We start from the raw sequence: 25,555 nt of genomic DNA on the forward strand, positions 1-25,555 counted from the left end.
TTTCTTCGCGATCTATCCCTTCGGGACGCTACGCGAACGCGTCTTTGCGGTTCATTAAATCCAGGATTGTGTGCGCGTAGCGCAACACAAACTACAAAAAATAATTTAGAGATATGAAAAGAATTCTTTCCCAGTGTATCAAAGAAATAGCACAATTTCGACGAGATCGCTTAACTTTATCGTTAGCATTTTTATTGCCGTTTTTAACTCTATTGATTTTTGGATTTGCTATTCGTTTAGAAAGTAAGGATATTCCTCTAGTTGTCCAGGATTTTGACCGCACAAACCTGAGTAGCAGCTATATTGAACGGTTGTATGCTACCAATCAATTTATACCTAAACAATGGTCAGGAGGTAATCCAGCACGAGATGCAATTGACAGAGGAATTGCGAAAGCAGCGGTGATTATTCCTCCCCAATTCAGTCGAGATATTCAAGCTGGTAAAAATGCCAAGGTGCAAGTATTAATCGATGCCACAGATGTTAATAATGCTCGTGTCATTAGAGGTAGTATTCAAAGAGTAACTAATTTCTTCATGCAAGACCAAGGACTAATAGCAAATAAAAGCATTATTACACCGCGAATCCGTTTGTGGTTTAACCCTGGTAGATTGGAATCGCTGTATATTGTTCCAGGAAGCTATGCTGTCGTGTTGTGGATTTTCCCCTCAATGCTAACAGCAATCGCCATGGTGCGTGAAAAAGAAAAAGGTACAATTTTACAAGTCTATGCTTCTAGCATTAGTGCAACGGAACTGTTACTTGGTAAAGGACTAGCTTACCTGCTACTTGCCATTACTGAAGCTTTAATAGTCATGGTATCGGGGTCAATAATTTTTCATATTGGCGTAATTAGTAACCCGATTACTTTGTTACTAGGAACTCTACTATTTTTGATGGCTAGTGTTTCCTTTGGTTTACTTATAGGGGTACGCAGCACTAACCAAAATTCCGCAGTACAAATTATTTCTCTTGTCGGTTTCATTACATCTTTATTGCTGTCGGGTTTTATTTATCCTCTCAGTAATATTCCTTTTCCCCTTTCACTAACACCTAATGTATTTCCTGCCCGTTATTATATTGATATCACTCGTGATGCCTTTGTGCGTGGTACAGGATGGACAGGAGTTTGGTTTGACTTACTCATGCTTGCAGTTTTAGGATTTGTATTTTTCAATTTAGCGCGTCGGCTTTTAAGTCGAATGCAAATTGATAAGTAGGTCAACGAAAGTCTAAAGCTCAACAAGCATAAATACTCTATTGAGTCTAGCTGAAAAAACCTATTGTAATTCCCTATTAAGTGAAATCAGCAGACCATCAACAATTCCTGAAAAGTTTGTGTAATCTGCTTTTTTAATTCTGCCTTGCGGTACTAGCCTTAAAAACAATTATATCTTAATAAGAATTATCAGGACTCTCAGATGAATCTGCATTTTTATGAAATGCTTATTGAATTACTCAAAGGATTTGAAATATAACTATGAAACGTTTAGTCATTTGTTGTGATGGAACTTGGCAACAGTTAACGAGTTCTTACCCAAGCAATGTGGTTAAGCTGGCTCAATCTGTGAAACCGATTGCCAGTGACGGGGTTGCACAAATCGTTTTCTATGACGCAGGCATTGGCACCGAAAGTCAAAGAATTTTAGGCGGAGCTACCGGATTAGGAATCGATAGAAATATAGAAGATGGCTACCGATTTCTTAGCCTCAACTATGTTCCTGGTGACGAAATTTATCTGTTCGGCTTCAGTCGCGGTGCTTACACAGTTAGGAGTCTAGCGGGGATGATCTATTGCTCCGGTCTCCTAGAGCGCCCCCATGTCACTAAAGCACATGAAGCTTACGAGCTTTACCGTAACCGGGTTATTAAACCCAAAGATAGAGTAGCAACAAAATACCGTCAAATTTATGGCGATCGCGTCCCTATCACCTTGCTTGGTTGTTTTGACACCGTTGGCGCTCTTGGTATTCCTGGGATACCCGCTTTCCGAAGTTTGCACGACCAGCTAAATAAGCGGTACAGATTCCATGACACTACTTTAAACAAATTTATTGGCAATGCATTGCACGCAGTGGCGATCGACGAAATCCGCGAAATCTTTGATGTCACTCCCATGAAAAAACATCCTGAGGCTGAAAACCAGCGGGTAATTCAAAAGTGGTTTCCAGGAGAACACGGTTGCGTCGGTGGTGGAACGGAAGAACACAGTGGGTTATCAGATACTGCCTTACAGTGGATGATTGATTCCATCGAGAATCTAGGATTGGGGCTTGACCTCGATCCTAGTGTGATTCCCACAGGCATTAACCCCAATTATGAATGTGACTTTAAGAACAATGTTGGCTTCTTTAAATTAGCAGGAATCAAGCTTCGCGAGGTCAGCGATGTGATTGAAGATATTCATGAAAGCGCAATCAACCGTCTGCAAAAGCGCAAGGACTATCGACCCAAGAATCTACAAAAGATTATTTCCAAACTAGATTAAGTTGAATGAACTTAGGTAAGTAAATCAGAGAATTTAGTGTAAATTGAATACATCAGTTTTAAAAAAAGGTAACAATAATTATGACTGCAAAAAGAGACACATCTAAAGACGGTTTTAGCAACAAGCTTCAGACATTTGTTTTAACAAACTTTGAAGGCATTTGGCAACTTATTCAAAGCAATGAATCTCTAAAACGTACAGTTAACAAAGCTCTAATTAATAGTCTCATCTACAAAATTCCTACTCGTCCTAATGCCTACAGTATGATGACCTTAGATGAGCATATTCCTGATACTAAAATTCCTAAAAAAACTGATACTTATACTTCCTGGGAATCCCTCAAAGATCGCACTTATACAGGAAGACATCTACCACCTGATCCAAAGTTAAATGCTGAGGGCAATTTACCTAAAGTTGAAGACTTGGCTGTTTTGTTCCGTAAAAGAGATGGTAAAACAATTTATTCTCCCAAATCAACTATGCTGTTTCCCTATTGGGTGCAGTGGTTTACTGATAGTTTCCTCCGCCTTGATCACACTAATAAATTAAAAAATACCTCCAACCATGAAATTGAATTATCTAATGTTTATGGTTTAACCAGAAAACAAACACATCTTTTAAGAACCTTTCAAGGAGGTAAATTTAAAACTCAAAAACTTAAGCGCCAAGATGGTGTAGAAGAAGATTATCCCTTGTTTTATTATGCTGATCCAGAACAAGGTATAGTTGATCCTCAATTTGAGGGACTTTATGAACCCATCAATGATGAGAAAAGACAGCCCGCAGATAAAAAACAATATATGTTTGCAATGGGAGTAGAACGAGCAAATGTGCAAATTGGCTATGTCATGCTCAATACTATGTGTATCCGGGAACATAATCGTCTTTGTGATGTATTAGCCAGCAATTATCCAGATTGGGATGATGAACGCCTCTTCCAAACTTCGAGAAATATTCTCATGGCGATGATTCTCAAAATCATTATGGAAGAGTACATTAATCACATCACTCCTTATCACTTTAAGTTGTTTGCTGATCCTGAAGCTTTTACTAAGGAAAGTTGGCATCGTACCAATTGGATGGCAATTGAGTTTGACTTTGTTTATCGCTGGCATAGTGCGATTCCAGAAACCTTTAAATATAATGGTCAACCAACCCATATTGCTACAACTCTCTGGAACAATAAGCTGTTTATTGACCAAGGTTTAGGTGCATTGATGGAAGAAACTTGTTCCCAACCAGGGACAAGAATTGGTCTATTCAACACACCTGATATATTGGTTGAGTTAACCGAGTTACCCTCAATCAAACTAGGACGACAACTGCAATTAGCAAGCTACAACGATTATCGAGAAATGTGTGGTTTCCCCAGAGTGAATAGATTTGAGCAAATTACCAGCGATGAATTTACTCAAAAGAAACTCAAAGAATTATATGGTCATGTAGATAAAATTGAGTTTTTTGTGGGACTTTACGCTGAGGATGTGCGGCAAAATTCAACGATTCCTCCTCTAGTAGCACGTTTAATTGGGATTGATGCCTTTTCTCAGGCGCTAACTAATCCTTTACTATCACCCAATATTTTCAATAAAGAGACTTTTTCTCCTGTGGGTTGGGAAATTATTCAAAATACCAAAACTGTTTCAGATTTAGTGAATCGTAACGTTCCTCCATCAGATAAGAAGTACAAAGTTACTTTTGACCTCTAGGAGATATTCCGCATCAATCAGCTTTTAGTGCGATCGCTTTAGCAAACAAGTGATCGCCACAATTATTACATCAACCTGTAAAAACATGAAACTATTTACCGAATACCCAGAAAAAGACGAAGCAAAATATTGCGCTCTCATGAGTGAGTTAGTCAAAAAGAACATGGACAACCTTTACGGAGGTGAAAAGAAAAAAATTGCCAAAAGAGATACTCACTCAAAAACCCACGCGGCTGTTCAAGGTACTCTAGAAATCTTTGACTTTGATGAAGCAGCAATTAAGCAAGAACTGAGCAAACACACCTCATTAACTGAAGCTCAACTTCAAGCAATTTCCCTAAAACAAGGTTTATTTGCCCAACCGAAACAATATCCAGTTTGGCTACGATTTGCAAGTGGTGCGTTCTCAGTCAAGGGTGATTATGAAGGCGATACGCGCTCTATGGCCGTAAAAGTGATCGGGGTAGAAGGAGAACGACTACCACAAAGTCACGAGTTAAAAACCCAAGATATTATTGTCCACAATACCGAACTCTTTTTTGTGAGAAGCATTAAAGACTTCTACGGCTTTTTTTTGGCGATTTATCGAGCAGGGTTGTTTCCACTTTTTAAGCTGTTAGTGCTTTTATGGCTAAACTTACATCCCTACGAATTCAATCTTTTAAAAACTAGTTTCAAACGGTTTCCCAAAACTTTGCTTATAGAACGCTATTGGAGTGCTTCAGCATATTCTCTAGGACTCAAATCTGATTTTGATCCCTACAAACCAGGTCGAGTTCCTGTAGAATATCCATCTGTGATTAAATATGGGTTTATTCCGGTTTCCAGTCAACCACCTCATCAACAACTTTCTCTAGAGTCCAGATCAGAAAGCGAGCTAAGAAAAGCCAAAGCTTTAGGTTCAGAGGATAACTACTACCGGGAGGATATCATTCAAGCTTTAGCAAAACCTGATGCTGAGTATACTTGGGATTTTCAAATCCAATTTCAAACTAAACCAGAAATGTCCATTGATGATACCACCATTCCTTGGAATGAAGAAGAATCACCCTTCTTTACAATTGGTCGTCTGACAGTTAAGCATCAGAAGGTTGATTCTCCCCTAGAAAATGACTTTGGGGAAAATCTCAGTTTTTCTCCAGGGAATGGTCTAGCAGTACATCGTCCTATCGGTGCGATTAATCGGTTACGCAGCATTGTTTATCCGATTGTGGCTGAGTCCCGTCACAATAAACGAGGAGTCGAATACCAGGAACCCACTGTCTGACTTTTCACAGCAATTCAAGAACCCAAGAAATAGAAATTGTATGTGAAGTTGCAGAGAATGACGAAATCCATGAATTCCAGAAGTATTTATCTGCGATAGTTGTCCTGGAAATCTTATTTTATGCAACTTCATTTTCAGCAAGATATCAGTTTGTTAACAAATTATATGAATATTGCACAAGCTTCTCTAATAGGACTTACGCAAGTGTCACACTAAAAATCTCTTGTAGGGTGCGTCAGACTGCATAAATCCTGCAAATAAACAGATTATTGATATCTGACGCACCCTACTAATATGCCAGTTGCGTAAGTCCTGTCTAAGTAGGTTGGCGTTAAAAATTGTTGTTATGACAAGGGAACAGGGAACAGAGAAGAGATTTTACTTTTCGTTACATAGTACTCTTCGAGAAGCCGCTGCGCGTCTACGGTTTTTTCGGTTCACCTACTTAGAACAATTTAGATACTATACTTTTTCTCAAAAATGATTAATCACCAACTAAATCATATGAAATATATTTGGCAATATATTTGGCGATTGTTTGATAGTCCATTTTGGTCATTAGTGCAGAAAGAAATTAATCAAATTCTGCGAAATAGAGAATTAATTGTTTTGTTAATTGTGCCACCAACAGTACAATTATTACTTTACGGATTTGCACTTAATCCAGATGTTCATAATTTACGATTGGGTGTAATTGATTATGCAAATGTATCTGCAAGTCGAGAACTAGTTTCAGCAATGACATCCAATCACACTTTTAAATTAGAATCTGTACCAACCAATGAAAAAGATTTAAGCCGCCAAGTAGAAGAAGGTAAGCTAGATGTTGGGATCATAATTCCACCAGATTTCCCACGTCAACTAGCCAAAAAATCAGCAGAAATTCAAGTATTTATCGATGGAGTAAATGCAAATACAGCAGGTATTGCTGCTAACTATGTTAGTCAAATTATTCAACAATATAATCTCACCTTAATGCCAGATATAGTTAGTATCCCAGTCTCAACTGAAGTTGTTTTTCTTTACAATCCCGGACTCATAAGTAGTTGGTTTTTCATACCAGGAGTTATGGGTTTAGTCCTGACATTAATTGGCACATTAGTATCAGCAGTAACTGTTGTCCGCGAGAAAGATACAGGAACTTTGGAGCAATTGTTAATGACTCCATCTACAAACTGGGAAATTTTATTAGCTAAAATTGTTCCATTGGCATTTCTACTCATGGGAGATGTGCTACTAGCTTTGACGTTGGGAACAGTCGTATTCAATGTGCCATTTCGTGGTAGTTTTCTGCTATTTATCGCCTTATCAAGTATGTATGTATTTGTGGGAATTAGTTTGGGAATTATGTTGGCAACTATTTGCGGTTCTCAACAACAAGTATTACTCACATCCTTTTTTATAAATTTACCAATGATACAAACTTCTGGGGCGATATCTCCTATTGAAGCTATGCCCTCTTTGTTTCAATTTCTCTCTCTATTTAATCCCCTACGACATTACATCACAATTGTGCGCGGTATTTTACTCAAAGGAGTTGGTTTAGATGTTTTGTGGTTAAATGTTTTAGCATTAATCGGTTTTGCTGTTGTGTTATTAACTATTAGTGTTAACAAGTTTCGTAGTCAATTAAGCTAATTGGTAGAGTGGATTAAGCACACTCATATAAAATGATAAAAATCAAGATTTGCTTTCCTAACACCGTAAACTAAGTAGGTGGGCGTTAAAAATTGTCGTTGGGGTAAGGCAGGGAGCAGGGGGCTTTCTAGCAGGGGGAAAGAGGGTTTCACCCCTATTTACTTTTCTTCACATACCTTTAAATTTTTCTGTTTACCTACTTACTACCATTTACACGAACAGTAAAGGTGGGTTATACAAAGGCTATACCCACCCTACAGTTCTTGGGTAATTTATCTATTGGTGTTCCCTCAAATATTCGTCTGCTGTCGTTGATAAAGTGACCAGTACAAACCCTTTTGTTTTAATAACTCTGCGTGTGTACCCCTTTCCGCAATTATGCCCTTTTCCATGACTAATATTAAATCAGCACGTTTTAATGGTGCGAAACGGTGAGCAATTAAAAACACGGTGCGGTTAGCAGAAACTTTTTGCAGGTTTTGTAATACTTGCTGTTCGGTTTCACTATCTAAAGCGCTGGTAGCTTCATCTAAAATCAAAATTGGTGCAGTAGAAAGAAACAATCTTGCTAAAGCTATTCGTTGTCTTTGTCCACCAGATAAAGCTGTACCTCTTTCACCAACATTGTTTTCGTAACCGTAGGGTAATTGACTGATAAAATCATGGGCTACGGCTAATCTGGCAGCTTCTACAACTTGTTCGGCGGTAATATCTGGATTTCCTAAAGAGATGTTTTCCAAGATAGAACCATTAAATAAAAAGTCTTCTTGGAGAACTACGCTGATTTGTTGTCGTAAAGATGCCAAATCCGCACTTTTGATATCAAACCCATCAATAAGAATCCGTCCTGATTCAATTTGATAAAGGCGTTGTAAAATTTTAGAAAGGGTACTTTTTCCAGAACCACTACGTCCAACAATTCCTACAAATTGCCCAGGTTCGACATTAAAAGAAATTCCTTTTAATACAGGTTCAGTGTTGGGATTATAGCGGAAAAATACTTGTTCAAAATTAACTTCACCTTTAAGCGGTGGCAATACTAAACCTGTTCCTGCTTCCGTTTCTGGTGCGGCGTTGAGAATATCCCCAATGCGGTCTACAGATAGTAGCACTTGTTGGAGATTTTGCCACAATTGCACCAAGCGTAATAGCGGTCCTGTGACCCTCCCCGATAACATTTGAAAGGCGATTAATTGACCAACTGTGAGTTGATGATCAATTACTAATTTTGCCCCAAACCAAAGTATCAGCAATGTAGAAAAATTAGTGAGAAAATCACCTATATTACTGCTAATATTAGATGTTGTAGAAGCTTTAAAACTGGTGCGAATAAAGCGAGCAAATAAGCCTTCCCAGCGTTCTCTAGCTACTGGTTCTGCGGCGTGGGCTTTAACTGAATGTATACCCGTGACTGTCTCTACTAAAAATGATTGACTGTCCGCACTACGGTTGAAAGTTTCATTTAACCAATTCCGCAAAATTGGTGTCGCAACAATTGTCAAAGTTGCAAATAAGGGTAATACGGCCAAAGCTACAAAGGTGAGGGGAATGTTGTAATAAAACATCAATCCCAAGTACACCACTGCAAAGATGCTATCGAGAATAACTGTTAAAGCTGTACCTGTCAGAAATTGGCGAATTTGTTCTAATTCCTGAACTCTAGCGATTGTATCTCCCACTCTCCTCGACTCAAAATAAGCCAAGGGTAAACGCATCAAATGGCGAAAAAGTTGAGCCGATAAACTCAAATCTAAACGTCGTGCTGTGTGGGTAAAGATGAATAGCCGCAGCATACCCAGGATAGATTCAAATATAGCAACCAATAAAAGTGCGATCGCCATTACGTCGAGAGTTGCTAAACTCTCCTGTACCATGACTTTGTCAATGATGACTTGGGTAATTAACGGTGTCGTTAACCCCAACAATTGCAAAGTAAAGGAAGCCAGCAATACTTCACCTAACAAAACTCGATATTTCCAAACTGCGGGAGTGAACCAAGAAAGGTTAAATTTTTCCTGTTTAGAAACCAGTTCTGCTTGCCATAATTTACCATCCCAGCAAGATTCTACTACTGATTCGGTTAAATATTCACATTCAAAATTGAGAGGATTGGCAATAATTAAACAATTACCTTTCATCCCATAAGCTACAACCCAACTACTGATAGATTCAGATTTCCACAGCAGCAAAGCAGGAAATGATAACTGTCGTAATTCACCCCAACTTACCTGCACGCGACGCAAAACTAACCCTACTTTTTCGGCTGCTTCTATCAGATTTTTAGGGCGTTGTCCTCGCAGTTGACGTTGTACCCATTCCAGTTGTACAGCATTATTTAAATATTGCGCCACCATTGTTAAACAAGCCGCACCAGTGTTCCCACTTGCGACAAAAGGATAAGAAGGTGAGAGGTGAGAGGTGAGAGGTGACAGTGAAAAAGGTGAAGAAGAATTTTCTCCTCTTTCCATCTTTCCCCTGTCATCTATTACCTGTTCCTTGTTATCTTTTCTGTCACCTTTTATATCACCTGTCAAATTCCAAAATTCATCTATTTGGGGATTGGAAAACTTTGCCCATAGTGCTGAATTCCAACACACAATTACTACTTCCTTACTAGCAGCTATAGCTTTACAATCAGTAAATAACTTTTGACAATCACCAAACCAATCTCCTTTTTGTAAAGTTGCTAAAGGTTTGCTTACGTCTTCAGTTCGTAAACGAACTTTACCAGTAACGATAAAAAACTGATATTCGCTGGCTTCCTTTGACCAAATTTTTTCCCCAAGTTTATATTCACGGATTTCCGAATTACTTTTTAATTCGGTTTTTTGTACATCTGTAAGCCAGGATAGTGGTGGTTGATTCCAAGGTAACAAATCTAGCACATTCGCTTGTAAATAGTTATTATCCAGAATTTTTAGCTCACTTGTAATTTGACTGTCAGTTTTTGAATTTTCGACCCTAGCCATTGATCAAATAACTCATTTTCTAGTGATTTTTTTAGTTGAGTATCTTCTAAAGATGCTGGCAGAAATTGTTCTACTCGAAATAAACTGTAACGCCCTTCTAGTTCTATTACTCCTGTGATTTGTCCAGGATTTACAGCATCTATTTCCGCCCTCACTACATCGGGTAAACTCCCTCGACTAATTGGTCCCATCATGCCATTAAAAATGCGTTCATCTGCCAATGAATACTCTTTTGCTAATTGTTCAAAACTACTGCCTTCTTCAATTTGAGTTTTAATTTCTTCTGCAAGTTCTCGGTTATCAACCATAATTCGAGAAAGAACCACACGATCTAAATAAATTTTGTGGTTAATAAAGTGTTCTGGTAGTTTTTCTTCTGCAACTACGGCTTTTAATTTTTCTAATTTGAAGCTAAAAGTAACTGATTCATGAAATGTAGTGTAGTCACTACCATTGTTTATTAACCATTCTTGGAATTTTTGAGGATCAGTTAATTGGTTTTTCAGTCGAAAATCAATAATTGTTTGTTCAATTAAGGATGGACTGATATCAATATCTGTTCGTGTCTGTAGTTCTTGTTCTATGACATATTGACGAATTACATCACTAATAAACTGATTCAGCTTACCAGAGACTTGTAAATACTTGATCACTTGAGAAAGGTCGATCTGCTCGTTGTTGACAGTAAAAAATGATGAAGATGTCATGAAATAAATATGAAGAAACCACTAGTAAATCTATACAACTTTTCTATTGAATAATAGATAAAACAGTAGAAAATTACGGTTCATAATGATAAAGATTCTATGAATTAGATATGTGAAAAATAAATAATTATAAAATTAACCTAACTTACTGAAAATTAGCTAAACAGCAAAAGTAATTATTGACATAATATTTAGTATGTTTTGAGGCAGTAAATATAAAAAAAACAGCAAATATGCTGTCAGGGTTTAAGGAATTTTTGGTAAATTTTTGGTAAATTTTTGGTAAATATTTAAACAAATATACTTTTCCAGAGTAAGGACAGGCTGATAGCAGAAACCGCACCAATAAATGTGTTGATGATATTTACGACTTCATTAGTAAGCCAGGTATATTTAGATTGCAATGTTGCACCAATGACACTTTCTAAATTTGTAGCGATAAATGCTGCTAATACACACCAAAAAATTCCGAAGATATCAATTAAATTAACACCCCAAGCCACAAGTGCGATCGCTACTGAACCAACAATACCCGCTAAAGTCCCTTCTAAGCTAACTGCTCCTTCTGTACCTCTAGCTACAGGTTGCAGCGTCGTAATCAAAAAGGTACTTTTACCATAAGCTTTACCCACTTCACTCGCTGTCGTGTCCGATAACTTTGTGCTAAAGCTCGCTACATAGCCCAAACATAGCAAAAACTTTAAATCAGGTACAAGCAACACTCCCACGGCACACAAAGCCGCAATTAACGCCGAACCCCAAACATTTTCTGGTCCCCTAGCACCAGAACGCTTTTCTGCAATTCCGGCCGCTTCCTTTTGCGCCATGCCAATGCGCGTCACTCCTGAACCGACGATAAAATAAAATATTACGACTAAATATCCTTGCCAACCTAATGTACCCCAAATGATAATTCCCAGTAACCAAGCATGGAAAATACCGGCAGGAGTGAGTAACTTTTTGGGAATAATCGCCACTATACCCAACAAAATCGCATTTAAACCTACACCAATTAACCAGGGATTTACAGATTCAAGTAAATTTAACATTGGTAATAAATTCTGAGTATTTTCAAGTTTTTGATGGTAAAAAATTATTTTATACCCTTTTACCAGAGACTTATCGTAAGTTAACCATTGGGATTTTTTAATTCTAGTGCAGCGGCCATTTTTTCTTCCCAAACTCTATCCAGCTGAACTTCAATGCTGTAGCATGACTCCATAAAGTGCGATCGCTACGCTACTACCTAAATAATTTTAGTCGAATCCTATTGTGGGAATTTCTGGTAACTTGAACCGTTGTCTAATCTTGTTAATCGGTTCTTCCCAATATTCTTCCCAGCGATAACCCAACAGGAAATCAGCTTGACTCGCCATTTCTTGACCTTTTTGGATGTTGGCAAAAATTGCTTTGATTTGTTGAGGCGCAAGGATAGGATATAAAAATCTAGCTAACCATAAACTAATTTTGAGTGATTTGCTGTAGTTTTGCTCGGCAGCAAAGGCCAGAACGCCAATTTCTCCGGCATAGGTAGTGTCAAAGCCAAGCAACACATGAAAAATATCATGGGTGACGACATACCGCAGACTAAAAACATTGCGTCTAGCTATGTCATCTATCTCAGGACTAATATCTAGAGGCTTCAGGGAATTTGCCTTCATGTGAGCAGCATATTCTCGTCCAAAAGTGCCATGAGGATATTGACTCAATAAATCTAAGTCGATACGCGGATAATATCCTACAACCTGTTGTAGTTTAGCGGCTACTACCGGATCGACTTTTGCACCCAAAACCTCGGCTTTGAGAATAGCAAAATCTCCAATTTTATGGGAATTTTTAGCAAATTGAATGGCTTTATAGATAGTTTTAAGTTTAAACAACATAATTCTAAGTAATGAGTACTGAGTTATGAATTTTTAGAAATGTCTTCAACTCCTCTGTTCTGACTTCTGACTCGCTACTCAACTCTCATCAACATCCTAACTGCTGGACTACTGTAAACAACCGTTACACTTCATTGCAAATTTACAATCTAGACGTAACAACATGATAACTTTTGATCATGTTATGAATTTGTACAAAATTTATCAAAGGAGAATACAGTGGCAATGGAATCAAATTTATTAACGGGCGCATCTGTAGACAACCAAGATTTCAGTGAATATGTTGCTCATCTACAGTTGCACATGACTCTCCAGGCTCGCAACTTGGTTCCAAACCTCCAACAGACAGTAGAAGATAGTCGCCAACAATTACTTCATCAAACCCAAGCCAACTTTGAAAAGCTGGTTTCTCGGCAAGGTTTATAGAAACAGTAAAAATTATACAGAATTTTAACCAGAATTACCATAAAATAAAAGCAGATGTTGTGATTTCCAGACCAAAGGTATATTCACGATCTCTGCTTTTTATGCTTTTTTTAAGTATTAAGTTAAGAAAATCACTCTTTTGGAGCAATAGCTAGGAGCGGAAAGCCGTTAAGATTATTGCAGCATCACCTCACCAATCGCAATTAGTAAAGGCTAAATGGCGGCTTGAATCAAAATGAATTCACTACTTCCTCGAAACCTCAGCATTGTCATTCGACCAGTCCAATACCGGGATCTGGATGGCATTGAGCGCCTAACTCAAGATTCATTCGCAGCCCACTCTCCCAAAGGAGCATTTTTTACCATGCAATGGCTGCGCCACTGGTTTGGGTTACTCAAGTTTTTGAGTTGGTTTCCCAACCCTTTCCAGTACCGCTTCTGTGGCTATGTGGCAGAACAAGGACGGATGCTTTTGGGGATGATTCAAGTCTCACCGTTTAACCGTACCCGCAGCACTTGGCGAATTGACAGGGTAATGTTAGACCGTGCTGTTGATAAGCAAGGTGTCGGCTCTCAACTGTTGCGTCATTGCTTTGAGTCAATTTTAGAAGCTCGAACCTGGCTATTGGAAGTTAATGTTAATGATCTAGAAGCTCTAGCGCTCTATCGGCAAAATGGATTTCAGCGACTAGCGGAAATGACATACTGGGAAATTAGCGCCGAGTTGTTGGTTGAATTAGCACAAGCTGAACCAGACCTACCGAACCTATTGCCAGTAAGTAATGCTGATGCCCCATTGCTATATCAATTAGATACAGCATCAATGCCTCCTTTAGTTCGTCAGGTGTTTGACCGCCACACCCATGACTTCAAAACCAGTTTATTCGGCGTTCTCTCAGATGCTGTCAAACAGTGGCTGACTAAAACTGAAGTTGTTAGTGGCTATGTATTTGAACCCCAGCGTAAAGCCGCCATTGGTCATTTTCAGGTACAACTTGACCGGAAAGGGGAAAACCCCCATGTGGCAACTCTGACAGTTCACCCAGCATATACTTGGTTATATCCAGAATTGTTGTCTCAACTAGCTCGCATTGCCCAAGATTTTCCTCAACAAGGTATGCAACTGGCTTCCTCAGATTATCAGCCAGAGCGGGAGGAATATTTGGAGCGCATTGGGGCTAAACGCATAGAACATACCCTGATTATGTCGCGCTCAGTTTGGCATAAACTGCGGGAATCAAAATTTGTCTCCTTGGAAGGTATTCAATGGCCAGAAGTGCTACAAGGACTGCAACCAGCACGCAAACCCATACCAGGAGGGATGTCATGGATACCAAAACATCCACAGCCTAAGTCAGACAGACCTGTACCGACAAAGTCAGAAATTGTTTCTTTTGGTAGCCACAACTTGAATATGGATGCATCTAGCCAATCTGAGCCAACAGATGCCCAGCAGGAGATAAATTAGCGTGATATTTCAGCAGCAATCAAAGTCTTTGATCTCAGCTTTGGGGGTGGATGTCGGTAGCAAGCGCATTGGTCTGGCTGGTTGTGATGGTACTGGTTTAATTGCCACAGGTATCACTACCATTGAGCGCAGATCCTTTAAAGAAGATGTAGAGCAAATACAACAAATAGTGAATGAGCGCCAAGTGCAAGTTCTGGTTGTTGGTCTACCATATTCAATGGATGGTTCTTTGGGTTTTCAGGCTCGCCATGTCCAAAAATTTGCCACTAGACTGGCTCAAGCGCTCAAATTGCCTGTGGAATATATGGATGAGCGATTAACTTCTTATCAAGCAGAACAAATGCTGATTGCGGAAAATCGCTCACCATCGCGTCATAAGGCTCTAATTGATCGCAAAGCTGCTGCTTTGATTCTGCAACAATGGCTAGATAGCAGACGAAGTACCTCGAATAGATCAGTAGCATTTACTGAGGATTGATACCTTTTAACATGGTATTCTGAAAACTATTACTCAACTGTATATCCAGCTTTTTGGTTGACATTGACTATCATCAGATATTTCAATGATTTCCATACTTGTGGGTATTGATAAATTTACATAATGTGGCTATGTCTTCCTCTCAATTTTCTGACGAAAATGATCACGCTAACCTTGGTTCTATCACTTTGACAGATGACAGTGGGCGATCGCTTGAATGTTATGTTGAGCATTCGCTATCAGTAGATGGACAAGAATATGTTTTACTTCTGCCAGTGGACTCACCAATAGAAATCTTTGCATGGCAAGATGAAGGTGATGAAGAAGAAGCTATTTTGGTAGAAGATGATGCTACCATCAACAGAGTCTTTAGCACCGCTCAAGCCGTTCTATCTGAGCAGAATCTGGTTGTTAAAAATACTGCTTATGCTTTGACGGTGGCGGGTGATTTACCACCAGTGGAAGAATCAGAACTCTTTACTTTAGAAATTGAAGATGACGAGGCAGATTTAGAACCTGAGCAACTCCAGTTACTCGCTAGTTTTTACCATGAAGATCAGGAATATGCAGTTTACACACCTCTCGATCCTCTGCTATTTTTTGCTCGGATAACCGATACGGGTAAGCCTGAATTGCTATCTCCTGAAGAGTTTCGGAAAGTTCAACCGTTATTGGAAGAGCATCTGTTTAATCAAGTTGAATAATCCGAATTTAAAATTAAACACTAATAGTTAGAAATAACATTTCTGAATTGTGAAGTTGAAATTTTTCCATTGCCAATCTGACTCGATTACGTTGATTGGCAGTGGAAATTTATTAATCAAAAAATCCCATGATTTAGAACTCGTAATTACAGAATAGAGTAACTTTATTTGTTAATAATGGAAACAGAAAAATAGTAATAATTCAGGAGTCAGGAGTCAGGAGTCAGGAGTCAGGAGTCAGGAGTCAGGAGTCAGGAGTCAGGAGTCAGGAGTCAGGAGTCAGGAGTCAGGAGTCAGGAGTCAGGAGTCAGGAGTCAGGAGTAAAACCCTCTTGTAGTGGGAGTTTCATTATCAATTGATGTCCTAACCACCCTGTCCACGGCTATATGTTGCACTATTTCCAATTAGTTTATTAACCCACCTGGGAATCAATTTTCTAGCGGTTGTAGGTACTAGTGTAAGATGTCAGCTATGTTTATTTACGTTTTTCTACTTAATTACGAACTAAGAATTACGAATTATTATGGCTTGGAACAATCTCTTACAGCCTGACTTGATTTTACAAGGTTCAGTCTTGAACCTGACACCAAACACTATCCAAAAATATGGGTTGAAAGGGCTGGTGTTGGATGTGGATGACACTTTAGTGCCGATTAAAGTGAAGGAGGCTTCTCCAGAACTGCAACAGTGGGTAGAAGAAATCCGTACTTGCACTGCACTGTACTTAGTCAGCAATAACCTGAGCGAAGGGCGAATTGGTAGTATTGCTCGTTCCCTGAACTTACCTTACTATCTGGGTGCAGCTAAACCCTCACGGCGCAAAATCAGGGCTGCATTACGCGGAATGAGTTTACCTGTACATGAAGTGGGTATGGTAGGCGATCGCTTGTTTACTGATGTGATCGCAGGTAATCGTCTAGGAATGTTTACCATTTTGGTGGAACCAATTGTCCATTCTGATACCATTCTCCGTTCTCATCCCATCCGTAACTTTGAAGTTTGGGTATCAGAAATATTAGGAGCCTCCATCACACCTAAGCACACAAAAATTCATAAAGATTGATAAATCATCAGCAAACTAAATCTAAAGAAATGATTAAGCTTTCTTGCTTCTGCTCAAAAATCAGAGATTATATATGCTAATAACATCAGGGTCAGCCAAAAAAGACCCTAGCAGATAACAGATAAATATAAACCCGTACAGCGTCAGCCTTCACTATAGAGGGATTGGCGCTGTACAATTTTTAGTACTGAGTACCGAGTAGTGAGTACTGAGTAAAGGGTGTAGGAGGAGAATAACCTCTTGCCCAATGACCAATGACCAATGACCAATGACCAATGACCAATGCCCCATGCCCAAAACAATAGTTGTTAAAATAGGCACTTCTAGCCTAACTCAACCAGAAACAGGACAACTAGCCCTTTCCACTATTGCCACTTTGACGGAAACCCTGTGCAATTTAAGACACCAAGGGCATCGCGTAATTTTAGTTTCCTCTGGTGCAGTCGGAGTAGGTTGTGCGCGGCTGGGTTTAACAGAACGTCCGAAAGCCATAGCCCTCAAACAAGCTGTAGCAGCAGTTGGGCAAGGTCGGCTCATGCGTATTTATGATGATTTATTTAGTACATTAAATCAACCTATAGCTCAAGTATTATTAACGAGAGCAGATTTAGTACAACGTAGTCGCTATCTCAATGCCTATAATACTTTTCGGGAACTGTTAGGACTGGGAGTAATTCCGGTGGTGAATGAAAATGATACAGTAGCTGTTGAAGAATTGAAATTTGGTGATAACGATACTCTTTCGGCTTTAGTAGCCAGCTTGGTTGAAGCTGATTGGTTATTTTTACTGACGGATGTTGATAAATTATATTCAGCAGATCCTCGGACTGTACCAGATGCCCGTCCCATTTCTTTAATTAGTAATATGAAAGAATTGGCGGAATTACAAATCCAAACCGGGGGACAAGGTTCACAATGGGGAACTGGGGGGATGGTGACAAAGATTTCGGCTGCTAGAATTGCGATCGCAGCTGGTGTGCGAACTGTAATTACTCAAGGGCGTTTTCCACGCAATATTGAGAAAATTATCCAAGGGGAAGCTATAGGAACGCATTTTGAACCGCAACCAGAACCAACTTCAGCGAGAAAACGCTGGATAGCTTATGGTTTGGTTCCTACGGGGAAATTATATTTAGATGATGGGGCAATAAATGCCATTTTGCAAGCAGGAAAATCTTTGTTAGCTGCGGGAATTAAGGCTGTAGAAGGGGAGTTTGAGAATCAGGAAGCAGTACAGTTGTGCGATCGCAATGGTAACGAAATTGCACGGGGTTTGGTGAATTATAACAGCGAAGATTTACAAAAAATTTGTGGTTATCATTCGCGGGATATTGCCGGAATTTTAGGTTATGCGGGTGCGGAAACTGTGATTCACCGGGATAATTTGGTGTTGATTTAGGGATGTTTTAACGCAGAGGAACGCGGAGGTTCACGCGGAGGTTCGCGGAGTTTTTATGGAGGAGAGGTTATGGTTAGAGTTTTGGAAGGTTCTTTGGGTTTACCGGAGGAGGAACAACGTTTCTACCGTCGTGGGGTTAGTTGGGAAAGGTTTCAAGCGATTCAAAAGGGTTTTGAACATCTACCAGGGGTGCGTTTATTTTATTGTGAGGGAGTTTTAGAAATTGTGGGTGTCGGTAAAGCGCATGAGTTGATTAGTGGTTTGATTGCTGCACTGCTAATCATCTACTTTGAAATTAAGGAAGTTGAATTTTTTCCCAGTGGTAGTTATTCTCAGATAATTCCTGGTGTAGTTGAGTATCAAGCAGATTTGTCTTATTGTTTGCGAATAGATAAAGATAGACCAGATTTATGTATTGAAGTAGTGATTACTAGTGGTAGTCCCATCAAACTGAAAAAATATAAATTAATGAAAGTCCCAGAAATTTGGTTTTGGGAAGATGGAACACTTGAGGTTTATTGTTTGCGAGAAGAAGAATATGAGAAAATTGTTAACAGTGCGTTATTACCAGAATTAGATTTATCTTTATTGAGTCGTTGTCTTTTGTTATCTTCTCCCCTAGAAGCGATTAGAGAATTTCGTCGAGGTATTTGAATTTATTATATTATTTAATGTTAGTTCTTTTAGAAGAATGGGGATAGGGAGGTTGATTAATTGGCTGAAAAATGGAGGTTTGGGTGAGTCAATTATCTGATGAGGAGATTTTTCGAGAAATTGGTAAAATTATTCAAAAGTTTGATCTTTATCAATGTGATGATTGTGCCAGGGTTATCTACCAATGGTTAAAAGAAAATAATATTAAAGCCAAAATTCTCAAATTAAAAACAAAGAGTCGTAACGATGAATATATTTTAAGTTGGCGCTTAGAACGGCAAGATATTACTGATTCAATTACAGATAATGGGACTCATTATGGAGTAGAGGTTTTGGACAGAGTTTTCGATAATCTATCAGTGGAGGGAATGACGCGAGAAGATTGGGTAAATGATTTTGATTGTCTTAGTCATGAGTTTACTATCACTGAAATAGATTTGCTATAGTAAAAGAAGCAGAATTACAGCAAGGAGGTTTATATGGGAGGAATATATGAAGTTTTGCAAAAAATAAAAGACAGGCCAGGTATGTATATTGGTAAGTCTTCTATTACTGTTTTACGTCATTTTTTAGTGGGATATAAATTTGCCCGGAGTGAGTTAGGTTTGGAATTAAAACCAGAAGATGCCGATTTTTACGAAAATTTCCAGCCTTGGATACAAAGACATTTTAATGTGAAAACTTCCAATTCATGGGCGAATATTATTCTGCTATTTACCCGTGATGAAAAGGATGCTTTAAGCTGTTTTTTTAGGTTACTTGAAGAGTTTAAACAGCGTGATAAAAATCTAGAGACGGAACCTAAGAATAAAGTCTTCGATTTGGATCATGAAGAACTACTATCAAAATTATGAAAAGTGCGTGATAAATATCTGCATACAGAATCGGAGAATATCGTGATAAGTTTTCCTCGTTCCCAGTCTCCGGCTGGGAATGCAATCAAGAAGGCTCTGACTTCTGGTAATCTGTATAGAGGCAGAGCCTCATAAAATGTATTCCCTGTCAGAGACAGGGAACAAGGAAAGATGCGTTATTTAGACTGATTCAAAGCCACAACATCTTGCAACCTGGAAATCACAAAAGACTTCTCTAAATAAGAAAACAAACCGCCAGCTTTCGGACCCCGTTCTTTATTTAAAAACGATAAATACAAAGCCTTAAAAGCATTCGCTTGTTGAATTTGCAACTCTTTAGTAGTTGAGAATATCAAAGTTTGCAATTCCTCAGCTTCCCAGTTAGAAATATTCTGCAAATTCTCTACCAATTTCTGCAAATAAGCAATTTGTTCTTCAGTCAACTCATTCGCTTTTTCTGGTACTTGTTCCAAATAGAGAACTAGCTTTTCTTCCTCATCTGCATAGTCTTGTAACCACAATTGAGCAGCAGCAATTCTTTGATTAACAATTTGCTGATCATACTCATTTAAAGGCTGTGGACTGCGTTGTGTAACCTCTTCTTGAATATTCAAACGCGGAACTTGCAACAGAGAAATCAGCGTACTAAAATCAAAAGGTTGGAAAGATTGAATTTCATCACCTAATTGCGCGTAAAATAACGGCATTAATTCCTCAGTTAATTCAGGTGAATTGGGATACTTATTTATTAAAGTATCGTAGTCTCTGAATAAACGAGTGATGGTTTCATAATTCGGTGCAAAATTGATTACTGACCTTGGCTGAGTCCGCAACATCAAAAACCGCAATAATTCAGGAGGAAGTAAAGCCGCTATTTCCCTTGCACTCGAACCAACTCCTTTAGAAGAACTCATTTTTGTGCCATTGACAAGAATAAATTCATAGGGAGAATGGAAAGGAGGTTGCTTTTGTAAAACCTTGCGACTTATAGAATTAGCAACATCTCTAGAACCACCTTTTTGGGAGTGGTCTTTACCTGCCATTTCGATAGTTACACCCAACACATCCCACTTAGCAACCCATTCCACTTTCCAAGGTAATTTACCATTACCATCAAAAGGAGAAATCCAACCCGAATGACCACAACCTTTTACATAGTCGGTTGCATTTGGATTGCAAGTGTAAAATACTTCTGAACCGTTGTAATCTGTGGTTACAGTTGTGGCGATTTTGCCGCAATTTTCACAAATAACTTGAAAAGGATACCAGTTATTGGGACGGTCGGCTTTACTTACCTCTTTATATGCCTCTCTAACAAGATGAGCATTTTTCAAGAAAGTGTCGATATAGGAATTTAATTTTCCAGTGCGATATAAATCACGCAAAAAATAAGTTTCTGGTTTAATTCCTAGATACTCGAAAACCTCAAAAAATTCGCCAATGAAATACTTAGCGTAATCACTAGCTGTATCTTCTGGAGACGGGACATTACACAATGGAAAACCAAGATAAGGTGCGAATTTTTCCTGATCTAAATATTTAGGAACAGTATCCAATGCGTCATAGTCATCCACACCGTACAAGAATTTCACGGGCTTACCTGCGTGTTTCAAGGCACGGTAAATAACGTCATGGATAACCACACCCCGTAATGAACCTACGTGTACTCTACCTGAAGGAGTCTTGGAATCATTAACTACCTGGTAGCCTTGTGCTTCAGCAGCGATTTTATCAGCCCAGAACATTTGACATCTATATTTTGACGATGCCTTATATTCTAACTCCTACAAGGTTTTCATCAACTCTAAACACTTGTGCATTTGTTGGTGCATTGTTTGGGTGTCAGCATGAAAGCGTCTACCATGTCCTGGTAATACCCACTCAAAGGAGTAATTAGCCAATTTAGCCATTGATTTTATCTGTTCTGGCCAGGAATACCAGCAAACATGATGGAATGCTATCAACTGATGTAAGTCGTCGGACCATGCGAGATGGTCGCCAGAAAAAAGAAATTTGTTTTGATAAAGTAAAACTGTGTGTCCTTTGGTGTGTCCAGGAACGGGGATAATTAAGAAATCTGGAGTTAATGGAAATGGTTCTGAACCAGTGAGTTTAATTTCCACATTCTCTGTATCTGAAGAAATCTCATCTTCATGGAGGATACGTTGACAGTGAAAATGGTCAGCAAATTTTTGATGGTCTGCAACATCATCTCTATGAGTCAGGTACATATAACTAATCTTACCGAACTCTTCGAGACGCTTAACTAAAGGTGGGGTGAAGCGAGGAGAATCTACTAAAATGTTACCTTCAGGAAGTTGAATTAAATAACTAGCAGCACCATAAGAGTTTTCTGAATGATAGCCACAATGGTAAATGTTTTCAGCAACTAAAATGGGGAAACTTTGTTGAGCAAGTTTGATATCTTTGGGTTTTTCAACTGTACCAATGGAACTGGTAGGACAAGCTAAAAGTGCTTGAAGTGCGGCTAATCTTTCGGTTTCGTTTGTTGGTTGATGGTAAACTGCTGATTGTTCATCTACACGATGGAATACTTCGGGAGTCATCCAACGACATGTATCACAATCAATGCAGGTGGTATCAACATAAAATTCACCGTTGATATTTTGAGGACGACGTTGGTTTAAATGAGCCATATTCAAACCTCTGCTAATAGAGAAATTTTATATCTCTAATTTAGCAAAGTTTAACTACTAATTTGATAAAGTAGGTATACAGAATTAAATGTAAGATAAAATTTTGGTCGTAGTGAGCGATTTATCGCTCTCTTGCTAGGTTTGATAGGGCTAAAGCCCTGACTACTAACTTTTCTTTTATTCAGTCTTACTACTTAATGAAGAATATCAGAAGTCTAAATTCTGAATTAGCAATGTATTTACTGTTTTCAAAGCCAGTTTAGACCTTAAGTACTAGGACAGAATTAATTACACAATGTCATTGCGAATGGAACGCAGTGGAATGACGCAATCGCAAGGGCTGGGATTGCTTCGCTTCGCTCGCAATGACTGTAAATATTTTTGTCCAATTACTTATTTAGGTTTAATGGTTGTTGAATTGCCACTATTTATCATCATCACAACCTAACCATCAAAAGCCGTTAAAATATCTTTTAATTGAACGGTGGAATAAGCGACAAGGCCAGAAAAAAGCTCCACAAATACTTACTGAGGCTATAGCGGCAACAACTCGCCAACTATGATTACGTGAAGTACCAGATTCTGAGGTATTGTCTTCTGCATCTTGATTTAGCTCTGGCACTGAATTAGAAAGCTGACTGACTGTACTAACCCCTTCAATTGCCGCTCCCATTAGATAAGCTACCAGGGCAATACTTAGCCAGTGATTTATCATTTTGTACTGATTTAATTTTGAGAACCTATTCGGCTATGAGTAATCATTCAATTTATTATGCTACTGATGACCTTGCCCAAGAGATAGTCGCCCTTCAGCAGTATCACGAATTAGGGGTAGCTTGGATTCAATATAAGTATTAATACTGTTATCTGTTTGGATATCCAGACCTTGCTTGGCTGTTAATTGCTGGATGAGCAATTGTACTAATGCTGCATCGTCAAACTGGAGTAAGGTGCTGACTTGGGTTGATTCGATTACAGCCCAGAGTTGTCGCATTAATTTAGCAGTTATCATGATGTTTAAATTATTTAATCTTTTCTTTATATTCTCATACTTTTGCAATTCTGGCTAAGTTTTTGTTTCAGGCTTGATAAATCGACACAAATCTGGTCATACAGCAGAAATGTTTACGCTTACTTACTCAATTTATAGATATTAGGACTTCAGCACTATACAAACTGGACATGATATGTATCAAAGATAATTGGTTATTGCCTGCTGTGAGGACAACATATTATTAAGGTGCGTCAGATGTAGAAAATCGGTTAATTGTGTCAAATTATCGAGTCTGACGTGGTTGGTGAGCTTGCCGAACCACACCCTACAAGAGACTGAAACCCAAATTTATTTGGTCTGTTCTGTCAATGCGTAAGTCCTAAATATATATTCTACAAAATTCTATAAAAATTTATAACTAATTATAACTAAGGTCGAAATATATGATGGTAGTATAATAAAATACTGCTCTTTTATTAACTATCAAAAATAATCATGAATTCTGCCGCAGTTTATCACCAGATTCTGACACCTCTGACCTTTATTGAACGCAACGCCAAAGTCTACCGAGACAAAGTAGCTATTATCTATGAACAGCAACATTTCACTTATAGCCAATTTGCAACCCGTATCAATTGTCTAGCCTCAGCTTTGCGTCATGCAGGAATACAAACAGGGGAGCGTGTAGCATTCTTTTCATTCAACACTCCTCAGATGCTAGAAGCCCATTTTGCGGTACCTTTAGCGGGTGGTATTTTAGTTTCTATTAATACTCGTTTAGCACCTGAAGAAGTTGCTTATATCCTCAATGATAGTGGGGCAAAATTTTTATTTGTCGATACAGAATTAGCAGATATAATTCGCCCTGTTCAAAATATATTAAAGACAGTTAAACATATTATTAATATTATTGATATAGAAGGCTTTACACCCTTAGATGGAAAAGATTATGAAGCATTTTTACAAACTGGAAATTCTCAACCTTTGCCTTGGTTAATTACCGATGAGATGGAGACAATTTCTATTAATTACACAAGTGGGACTTCCGGCTATCCCAAAGGTGTAATGTATTCCCATAGAGGCGTATATCTTAGTACATTAGGAGAAATAATTGAGACTAACTTAACTCCTGACTCCGTTTATCTTTGGACTTTACCAATGTTCCATTGTAACGGCTGGTGTTTCCCTTGGGCGGTGACAGCTATTGGTGGAACTCATATTTGTTTGCGAAAATTCCACCCTGGAAAAGTTTGGCAGATAATTGCACAAGAAAAAATAACTCACTTTAATGCAGCACCAGTTTTGTTAATTTCTCTCCTCAACTATAGAGAACGTCCGCAAAGTTTAGAACGACCTATCACTATTACCACCGCAGGCGCACCACCATCACCCACATTAATAGAAAAGTTTACTGCTATTGGTGCAAAAATTATTCATGTTTATGGTTTAACAGAAGTTTATGGTCCTTATACAGTATGTGAATACCAATCTGATTGGGATAATTTAAACAACGAAGCAAAAGGTAAATTATTAGCTCGTCAAGGCGTATCTTATATTAGTGGGGATGGGTTGCGGGTAGTAGATAAAAATATGGAAGATATCCCGGCTGACGGAAAAACAATGGGAGAAGTGGTAATGCAGGGAAATATGGTGATGAAAGGCTATTATAATGATCCCAATGGGACAACATGGGCTTTTCGTGGGGGATGGTTTCACAGTGGTGATTTAGCAGTAATGCACCCTGATGGTTATATTGAAATCCGCGACAGAATGAAAGATATCATTATCACTAATGGTGAAAATGTCTCCAGTATTGAAGTAGAACAATGTCTTTATCGTCATGAATCTGTATTAGAATGTGCTGTAATTTCTGTACCTCATCAAAAACGAGGTGAAGTTCCTAAAGCTTTTGTGACTATTAAAGAAGATATGCAAGTCACTGAACAAGAATTAATCCAATTTTGTCGTAGTCACATAGCTGCTTTTAAATGTCCAATAGCTATAGAATTTACTACTCTTCCTAAAACTAGCACAGGCAAGATTCAAAAATATATCTTGCGGGATAAAGAATGGGTAGGTTATGAAAGAAAAATTCAAGGTGCTTAATTATATTTGGTCAGTTATCCGCACCGCACCAAAAAGTAAGAGTTTGATGGTGTGTTGTCGAAGATAGTACTGAATAGATATTTACTAAATT

At 38.5% G+C, this 25,555-nt stretch carries 23 protein-coding genes; 15 read left to right on the forward strand and 8 right to left on the reverse strand.

The genetic code is table 11. From position 1 onward, the window contains the following. Nucleotides 1-113: 113 nt before the first annotated feature. From ANA7108_RS0124600 to ANA7108_RS0124620, 5 genes are all read left to right on the forward strand, one after another. Nucleotides 114-1,220, forward strand: coding sequence for an ABC transporter permease (locus ANA7108_RS0124600; protein WP_016953498.1), 1,107 nt, complete (start codon nt 114-116; stop codon nt 1,218-1,220). A gap of 260 nt (nt 1,221-1,480) precedes the next feature. Continuing rightward, nucleotides 1,481-2,488: a DUF2235 domain-containing protein gene (locus tag ANA7108_RS0124605; protein WP_016953499.1), complete on the forward strand. Its 1,008-nt coding sequence runs from the start codon at nt 1,481-1,483 to the stop codon at nt 2,486-2,488. Between the two features lie 80 nt (nt 2,489-2,568). Then, entirely contained in the window at nt 2,569-4,197 is a 1,629-nt protein-coding gene (locus ANA7108_RS0124610; RefSeq protein WP_016953500.1) for a peroxidase family protein, read from the forward strand. 85 nt (nt 4,198-4,282) lie between these two features. Next, entirely contained in the window at nt 4,283-5,464 is a 1,182-nt protein-coding gene (locus ANA7108_RS0124615) for a hypothetical protein (protein WP_016953501.1), read from the forward strand. Between the two features lie 504 nt (nt 5,465-5,968). Continuing rightward, on the forward strand, nt 5,969-7,102 hold the full coding sequence (locus ANA7108_RS0124620; RefSeq protein WP_026104432.1) for an ABC transporter permease: 1,134 nt from the start codon (nt 5,969-5,971) through the stop codon (nt 7,100-7,102). Nucleotides 7,103-7,392: 290 nt separating this feature from the next. Here the strand turns inward: ANA7108_RS0124620 and ANA7108_RS0124625 are convergent, their stop codons facing one another. The 4 genes from ANA7108_RS0124625 to ANA7108_RS0124640 form a co-directional block, all read right to left on the reverse strand. Then, nucleotides 7,393-10,071 (reverse strand): type I secretion system permease/ATPase, encoded by a 2,679-nt coding sequence (locus tag ANA7108_RS0124625; RefSeq protein ID WP_016953503.1) that lies wholly within the window; start codon nt 10,069-10,071, stop codon nt 7,393-7,395. Beyond that, the gene (locus ANA7108_RS0124630; RefSeq protein ID WP_026104433.1) at nt 10,020-10,778 is read right to left on the reverse strand and encodes a peptidylprolyl isomerase; all 759 of its coding nucleotides are present in this window, start codon (nt 10,776-10,778) and stop codon (nt 10,020-10,022) included. The genes ANA7108_RS0124625 and ANA7108_RS0124630 overlap by 52 nt, the downstream gene beginning before the upstream one ends. A gap of 290 nt (nt 10,779-11,068) precedes the next feature. Beyond that, the gene (locus ANA7108_RS0124635) at nt 11,069-11,827 is read right to left on the reverse strand and encodes a TIGR00297 family protein (protein WP_026104434.1); all 759 of its coding nucleotides are present in this window, start codon (nt 11,825-11,827) and stop codon (nt 11,069-11,071) included. 207 nt (nt 11,828-12,034) lie between these two features. Beyond that, nucleotides 12,035-12,661, reverse strand: a complete 627-nt coding sequence (locus tag ANA7108_RS0124640; RefSeq protein WP_016953506.1) for a Coq4 family protein — start codon at nt 12,659-12,661, stop codon at nt 12,035-12,037. Between the two features lie 225 nt (nt 12,662-12,886). On the opposite strand from ANA7108_RS0124640, the gene ANA7108_RS0124645 reads away from it, so the two are divergent. From ANA7108_RS0124645 to ANA7108_RS0124685, 9 genes are all read left to right on the forward strand, one after another. Beyond that, on the forward strand, nt 12,887-13,087 hold the full coding sequence (locus ANA7108_RS0124645; protein ID WP_016953507.1) for a hypothetical protein: 201 nt from the start codon (nt 12,887-12,889) through the stop codon (nt 13,085-13,087). 235 nt (nt 13,088-13,322) lie between these two features. After that, nucleotides 13,323-14,555, forward strand: coding sequence for a GNAT family N-acetyltransferase (locus ANA7108_RS0124650; protein WP_016953508.1), 1,233 nt, complete (start codon nt 13,323-13,325; stop codon nt 14,553-14,555). A 1-nt stretch (nt 14,556) separates the two neighbouring features. Further along, on the forward strand, nt 14,557-15,033 hold the full coding sequence (gene ruvX / locus ANA7108_RS0124655) for a Holliday junction resolvase RuvX (protein WP_016953509.1): 477 nt from the start codon (nt 14,557-14,559) through the stop codon (nt 15,031-15,033). Between the two features lie 131 nt (nt 15,034-15,164). Beyond that, on the forward strand, nt 15,165-15,737 hold the full coding sequence (locus ANA7108_RS0124660) for a DUF3727 domain-containing protein (protein WP_016953510.1): 573 nt from the start codon (nt 15,165-15,167) through the stop codon (nt 15,735-15,737). Nucleotides 15,738-16,260: 523 nt separating this feature from the next. Continuing rightward, nucleotides 16,261-16,800: a YqeG family HAD IIIA-type phosphatase gene (locus ANA7108_RS0124665; protein WP_016953511.1), complete on the forward strand. Its 540-nt coding sequence runs from the start codon at nt 16,261-16,263 to the stop codon at nt 16,798-16,800. A 289-nt stretch (nt 16,801-17,089) separates the two neighbouring features. Next, on the forward strand, nt 17,090-18,199 hold the full coding sequence (proB, locus tag ANA7108_RS0124670) for a glutamate 5-kinase (protein WP_016953512.1): 1,110 nt from the start codon (nt 17,090-17,092) through the stop codon (nt 18,197-18,199). A 69-nt stretch (nt 18,200-18,268) separates the two neighbouring features. Then, nucleotides 18,269-18,853 carry a Uma2 family endonuclease gene (locus ANA7108_RS31105; RefSeq protein ID WP_016953513.1) on the forward strand — a complete coding sequence of 195 codons (585 nt, stop codon included), beginning with the start codon at nt 18,269-18,271 and terminating at the stop codon, nt 18,851-18,853. An 83-nt stretch (nt 18,854-18,936) separates the two neighbouring features. Then, nucleotides 18,937-19,299, forward strand: coding sequence for a papain fold toxin domain-containing protein (locus ANA7108_RS0124680; protein WP_144052420.1), 363 nt, complete (start codon nt 18,937-18,939; stop codon nt 19,297-19,299). A 33-nt stretch (nt 19,300-19,332) separates the two neighbouring features. Further along, the gene (locus tag ANA7108_RS0124685) at nt 19,333-19,707 is read left to right on the forward strand and encodes a hypothetical protein (protein ID WP_016953515.1); all 375 of its coding nucleotides are present in this window, start codon (nt 19,333-19,335) and stop codon (nt 19,705-19,707) included. A 176-nt stretch (nt 19,708-19,883) separates the two neighbouring features. Here the strand turns inward: ANA7108_RS0124685 and lysS are convergent, their stop codons facing one another. The 4 genes from lysS to ANA7108_RS0124705 form a co-directional block, all read right to left on the reverse strand. Next, entirely contained in the window at nt 19,884-21,452 is a 1,569-nt protein-coding gene (gene lysS, locus ANA7108_RS0124690) for a lysine--tRNA ligase (protein WP_016953516.1), read from the reverse strand. 39 nt (nt 21,453-21,491) lie between these two features. Then, nucleotides 21,492-22,364, reverse strand: coding sequence for an MBL fold metallo-hydrolase (locus ANA7108_RS0124695; RefSeq protein WP_016953517.1), 873 nt, complete (start codon nt 22,362-22,364; stop codon nt 21,492-21,494). Between the two features lie 451 nt (nt 22,365-22,815). After that, the gene (locus tag ANA7108_RS0124700) at nt 22,816-23,079 is read right to left on the reverse strand and encodes a hypothetical protein (RefSeq protein ID WP_016953518.1); all 264 of its coding nucleotides are present in this window, start codon (nt 23,077-23,079) and stop codon (nt 22,816-22,818) included. Between the two features lie 60 nt (nt 23,080-23,139). Further along, nucleotides 23,140-23,376 (reverse strand): hypothetical protein, encoded by a 237-nt coding sequence (locus ANA7108_RS0124705; protein WP_016953519.1) that lies wholly within the window; start codon nt 23,374-23,376, stop codon nt 23,140-23,142. 477 nt (nt 23,377-23,853) lie between these two features. On the opposite strand from ANA7108_RS0124705, the gene ANA7108_RS0124710 reads away from it, so the two are divergent. Next, nucleotides 23,854-25,464, forward strand: a complete 1,611-nt coding sequence (locus ANA7108_RS0124710) for an acyl--CoA ligase family protein (protein WP_016953520.1) — start codon at nt 23,854-23,856, stop codon at nt 25,462-25,464. Nucleotides 25,465-25,555: the final 91 nt, after the last annotated feature.

Origin of the sequence: Anabaena sp. PCC 7108, assembly GCF_000332135.1 — a bacterium.
In the GTDB taxonomy this organism is placed as follows: Bacteria; Cyanobacteriota; Cyanobacteriia; order Cyanobacteriales; family Nostocaceae; genus Anabaena.